Origin of the sequence: Apibacter adventoris (genome assembly GCF_002964975.1) — a bacterium.
In the GTDB taxonomy this organism is placed as follows: Bacteria; Bacteroidota; Bacteroidia; order Flavobacteriales; family Weeksellaceae; genus Apibacter; species Apibacter adventoris.
In genome coordinates, this window is sequence record NZ_PSZM01000041.1 from 53,906 (window position 1) to 60,000 (window position 6,095).

Genomic DNA, 6,095 nt, shown 5'->3' on the forward strand with positions numbered 1-6,095 from the left:
TTAACTTCTTTTTCCTTTTAATAAGATAATATCTCCTTTTTTAGGCTCCTGTCCAGGATGCATTAAATTTCTTTTATATAACTCTATGAGTGAAACTCCGTTATTTTGGGCAACATCATACATTTTATCTCCTTCTTTAACGGTATATTTTTTGATAGTTCCTGCATTTTTTTTGGGTTCTAAAAATATTTTTTGATTAATTTTCAATTCTTCTTGAAATGCTAAATCGTTATATAATTTAAGATTTTTTAATGAAATATTATACGCTTTTGATATGTCCTCTAAATTGTCTCCTTCTTTTATTACAATAAACTTTAAATTACCATTAGGATGAATTTTAACTCTTGTACTGGGAAATTCAAAATTGTTGGCTTTAACGATTAATGATTTATTACGTTTATATGAACTTTCTTGTTTCGGTTCTCCTTTATATGCAATATAAATTTCAGAGTCTAAATTTGTGTTTTCTTTGTTATTTTTAGATAACGAATTGATTGATTGAGGCTCCGATTTAACAAACGTGCTATTTTTAATGAAATTAGGAAACATTTCTGCTAGTTTAGCATCTACTTCATTCAAAGATATTTGATCAAACTGATCTAAATGATATCTTTCAATTAAATTAATTAATATATAGGCATATTTTGAGTTGGTTGCATACCCTGCCTGTTTTAAACCGAAAGCCCAAGCTCTATAATCCTTTTCATCTAGATAAAATAATTTCTTGTAATATGAACGATTAGCTAAAAATAATGAATGATCTCTATAAGATTCTCTAACTGAAGAATATTTTCTAAAGCATTCTCCTTTTAAATCATCATCATGGTACATCCTTTCCCCTATCCATTCATCTTTACATTTTATTCCGAAATGATTATTTGCAAACTGGGCTAAATCACTTTGTCCATTACCCGTTTCTAAAATTCCTTGTGCCAATGTTATACTAGCAGGAATTTTATATAATTCCATTTCCTCTACTGCAAATCTGGCATAAGTTTGAATATATAACTCATCTTTTTTTATTGATTCTTGTGCGTATATTATATTTGTAGAAATTATTACTATTAGAAATAATACTATTTTTTTCATATAATAATATTTTTAATATTCTTTTTTGTCAATAGTTTATTCATTTCTTTAATCCCTTGCAGCCCTCCAGTGTGTATGGCTAAAACCTTCTTTTGAGATGGTATTTCACCTTTCCTTAACATTTCTCTTAACCCAAACATCATTTTGCCGGTATAAACAGGATCTAAAGGAATGTGATTTAAAAGATAAAAATCATTAATAAACTCAATAAGTTCAAGGGTTATTTTGGCATAACCTCCAAAATGATAAGCCAAATTTAAGTTAAAATTTTCTTTCTCAGTAAGTTTTAATATTTCTTTAACTAAAAATTGTGCATTTTTTAAAGCCGGAAAACCAATAATATGTTGGTGAGGTAATGCACCTACAGATAAACCAGATATTGTACCTCCGGTACCTACAGCGGTAGTAATTATATCAAATTTTTTCGTTTCTTCAGTTAACAATTCCGAAACTCCTTTCACAGCTAATAAATTAGTTCCTCCTTCTGGTACTAAATAATAGTTATGTATGGTTTTTAATATTTCTTGTATATATTTCGAACGTTCTTTCAGGCGGTACTCTTTTCTGGGAACAAAATAAAAATTCATCCCTAAACTATAGGCTTCCTGTAAGGATAAATTATCTTTCCATTTATTTTGAATTTCTTCTCCTCTAATAATTCCAATGGTTTTAAAGTTATTTTCTTTTCCTGCTGCTGCTGTTGCAACAATATGATTAGACATTGCTCCTCCAAATGTTACTAAAGTTGTTTTTTGAAGTTCTTTAGCCTTTTGTAAATTATATTTTAATTTCCAAAATTTATTGCCTGAAATAATTGGATGTACTAAATCTTCTCTTTTTATATAAAGAGGTTGTTCTGTTTTTAAATCCGGAAATTGAAATGGTTGTATAAATACTTGCGACAATTATAAAATAAATTTAAATATTATTCTTTTGTTTTTTTATTACATATTTTATTTAATTCCTGTAAAAGAGACTCTTTTTCATTTTCACCAAAGATATTGGTATAGATAATTCCCTTTTTTTCTTCCCCAGAGTACGAACATTTATAATATATTTCTATTTTCTTTTGATCATAATTGTAATTAATTATTTCATTAAATTGTATGTACAATACTTTTATAAATCTAACAATAATAATTTTAATATAATCATTTCCTATAGTTACACAAGGCATATTATAACTAATCAATATCATTACATTGCCAAATAAAAACATTATTGAAATGATATCACTCGAAGAATGACGCCGATATGATAAAAAAGCTGAATTCATTATTCCGAAAATAACATACAAATATTTTCTTGCGTAGTAATGTTTTTTAAAATCATTTTTTTTATTTTCCATAACTATATCTATTAATGAACTATTTTTTTAGTAATTTTCGAATCTTTTTAAATAGATTCCATCTCTCATCTAAAAATTTATACTTTTATAAACACTATTTTTTGCATAGTTAATAAATAGAACATACTTACATTACTTCACTAGTCTATTTTATTTAAGTATTTATTAACTTATTTATTACCCCTCACCTAAAAATAACCAAAATTACAACATTACAAAAAAAGACATAAATATAACTAAAGTCTTTTTTTGTTAAAATGAATAAGGCTTATAGTGAAATTAAGTATAATTTATATAGTTGTTATAAAAGATCATACTTCATATAAAAAAATCACTTAACACCATGCATCAATTTCTTTAATAACGGATTTAATAATATGACAATAATCCCTGCAATTATTGGTATAATTGTAAAAATGAGAAAAAAATTGGTCATATTTGATTTTTTTGCTATTTCTTCAATCATTCCTCCCATAGAAGCTGCTAATTTATTACCTATAGCTATGGCTAAATACCACATCCCAAACATAAATGCTATCATTCTACCAGGAACTAGTTTACTTACATATGATAGTCCTACTGGGGATAAACATAATTCTCCTAATGTATGAAATAAATAAGCTAAAATTAACCAAACTATACTTACCCGAACCATGCCAGCTGTAGCTCCTTGGGGTATAGTTTGAGAACCAAAGGCTAACACTCCAAATCCAATAGCCATAATTATAAGACCTAATCCGTATTTTACTGCTGCACTTGGATTATACTTACTGTCCCACCATTTGGTAAATAATGATGCAAATGCTATTATAAAAAATGAGTTTAAAATACTAAACCACGAAGTAGTTATTTCTATTTTACTATCTCTAAGCTCAGAAACTTTAGCATGTATAATACCCGAATCTTTTTTGGATGAAATATAATCTTCTCTTATTTTTTTTTCTTGTTCATTACTTAGAGGGACCATTACTCCTATTTCTCCGTGTATGGCTATTTCATCACCTATTTTTAAATTATTTTTACTAGCAATAGTTGTCTTTAATGATTCTATCTTATCTAAAGGTTTATTAACATAAGACTCTGTTATCGGAATGTATTGAAAAAGTAGATTTCCTTCTTTATCTACTTCTTGTTTTTTTGTTTTTTTATCTATCTTTGGTATTTTAAGAACTTTGTATTCTATTTCATAAGCATGAGAACTAATATCATTATTCAACATCCATATTACAATTCCCCAAATAATAAGAAAACTACTGGCCAGCACAATGTTAGAGGATAAAATTTTATGTCTTGTTTGTTTAAATAATAAAATCAAAACCCATGAAACTATTGCTAAGGGTATAATTGTAAGAAGGGTATTTACTATCAAATAAATGTTTGCTGAATTCCCTTCCATAGTTCTATCAGTAAAATCCCTTGCAAAAAGCACTAAAGAAGTAGCTCCTTGTTCAAAAGAGGCAAAGAAAAATATAGTGAATAAAGCAAATATAATCACTGCTATCATTCTATCCCTAATTATTTTATTATATCTGGATACTCTGGATATTATTAAAATTATGAATAATACTAATCCAATTATTGCTAGTACTAATGGTCCAGACAAAATGTCTTTACTTACAATAAACTCTTCCGGAAATATATGTATATCCCCTATTTTAGATAAAGGATCATTTATTGCATACCCCAAACCTATAAATGATGTAATAATAATAAGAATTTTATCCATTAAAGTAAATGGATTCTTTTTTGTTTCTTCATGATTTTCTATAGTCTTATTATTATCTGATTTAAGAATTTTTTCATTTTTTCTATTTGTTTTCTGTGGAATCTCTCCAATTTTACCAAATAAAGGCTTTGCTAACCAAAACTGTAAAGTACCGAGTAACATAAAAATTCCGGCAAGGCCAAACCCCCAACTCCATCCTACTTTTTCTGCAAGATATCCACAAAGCATCATACCAAAAAAAGCACCAGCATTTACCCCCATATAAAATATTGTATATGCTCCATCTTTTTTTTCCGGTAGATCTTTATACATTTCTGAAATAATAGAGGTCATATTCGGTTTGAAAAAACCAGTACCTATTATAAGCAATACTAAACCTAAATAAAGTGAAAATTCTGTTTCTACAGCCATAGAAATATGCCCTAAAGTCATAATTACTGCTCCTACTACTACTGCCCAACGGTAACCTAAAACTTTATCAGCTATAATTCCTCCGGCAATGGGTGTTAGATACAATAGCATAGCATAGGTTCCAAACAAAGCGCCTGCATGATTAGTAGACCATTCCCACCCAGGATTAGTTCCTATTGCCGCCATAGTTAAAAAATTTATGAGAAGTACCCTCATTCCATAGAATGAAAAACGTTCCCACATTTCAGTAAAAAATAAAACAAACAATCCAGCTGGATGTCCTAATACTTTAGTTTTAAAAAAATTATTTGTTGTTACGCTCATATTTCAATATGTGAATACTTATTTTACCCCTTGCATTAATTTTCTTATCACCGGTGATACAATAATAATTACAACCCCAAATATTAATGAATATATTGCTAAAGTATGATATCCATTTGTATAAGATATTAAGGATTCCAATCGCGTTGCATTATTATCCGGATTTGAAATATCTGCTCCTAGTAAACCTGCTACATACTGGCCATAAGCACTGGCTAAAAACCACATTCCCATCATCATTCCTGATAAATGCTTAGGAGATAAACTTGTAATCATAGATAAACCAATTGGAGAAAGACATAATTCGCCTATAGTCATAAATAAATATGCTAATACAAATATATTGATAGAAGTAATCCCATTTGAATCAACAAAAAATATGGTGCTATAAAATGTATAAAAAGATAAGGCTACAAATAAAAATCCTAAACCAAACTTTACTACTGTATTAGGTTCTTTTTTTCTTTTAGATAACCAATACCATAATAATCCTAATGGTGTGCTAAAGAGTATAACAAATAATGAATTTGCTCCATTATTTACAGCATTGGGATCTATTTTAAATAAATATAAGTTTAACGGTCTCAAATTATCTTTAGCAAAGATAGCTAAAGAACCACCTGCTTGCTCAAATAAAGCAAAAAACAGAATAGAAAACAAGATTAATAATAATGCAGCTATAAGTTTTTTCCTATCTTTTAGCTCTTTTATTTTATAAAATTGAAATAAAAAATATAGTAAAGCTAAAGGCCCTATTGTATACATAAATATATCTGTATATCTGGTATTATTAAGCATAAGAAAAATTAAAGGAATAGTTGCTATAGCTCCTATATAAACTAATATTTCATAAGTATTTCTTTTTGTAACAGATATATTTTTTAATGGGGAAGTTCCTATAGGTCCTAAATATCTTTTAGTACAAATAAAAACTATAAGTCCTATTAGCATAACAAATGCCGCAGATAAAAATGCTAATGCCCATGAATGACTTTTACCCAATACAACACAAATACTTCCTCCAATTAAGGCTCCAACATTAATAGCTGTATAAAATAAACCAAACCCAGCATCTTTTCTATGATCTCCCTCTTTATAGAGATATCCTACCATTGATGATATATTAGGTTTAAAAAAACCCGTACCGATAACTGTTAAAGTTATTCCCAAAAAAAATAAATTATGAGGAGAAGATGC

The 6,095-nt window shown here is 28.0% G+C and carries 5 protein-coding genes (1 of these 5 cut by a window edge); all 5 read right to left on the bottom strand.

All coding sequences use genetic code 11. The features are described from left to right. Entirely contained in the window at positions 1–1,089 is a 1,089-nt protein-coding gene (locus tag C4S77_RS08575) for a glucosaminidase domain-containing protein (RefSeq protein WP_105247195.1), read from the bottom strand. Continuing rightward, positions 1,086–1,994, bottom strand: a complete 909-nt coding sequence (locus C4S77_RS08580) for a 1-aminocyclopropane-1-carboxylate deaminase/D-cysteine desulfhydrase (RefSeq protein ID WP_105247196.1) — start codon at positions 1,992–1,994, stop codon at positions 1,086–1,088. Before C4S77_RS08580 ends, C4S77_RS08575 begins: the two co-directional genes overlap by 4 nt. A gap of 20 nt (positions 1,995–2,014) precedes the next feature. Then, positions 2,015–2,437 (bottom strand): hypothetical protein, encoded by a 423-nt coding sequence (locus tag C4S77_RS08585; protein WP_105247197.1) that lies wholly within the window; start codon positions 2,435–2,437, stop codon positions 2,015–2,017. Positions 2,438–2,768: 331 nt separating this feature from the next. Continuing rightward, positions 2,769–4,898, bottom strand: a complete 2,130-nt coding sequence (locus C4S77_RS08590) for a peptide MFS transporter (protein ID WP_105247198.1) — start codon at positions 4,896–4,898, stop codon at positions 2,769–2,771. Positions 4,899–4,916: 18 nt separating this feature from the next. Then, positions 4,917–6,095, bottom strand: partial view of a peptide MFS transporter gene (locus C4S77_RS08595; protein ID WP_105193578.1) — the 3' portion only. It continues 330 nt past the right edge of the window; 1,179 of the gene's 1,509 nt are visible here — the last part of the coding sequence; its start codon lies beyond the right edge, outside the window; it ends in the stop codon at positions 4,917–4,919.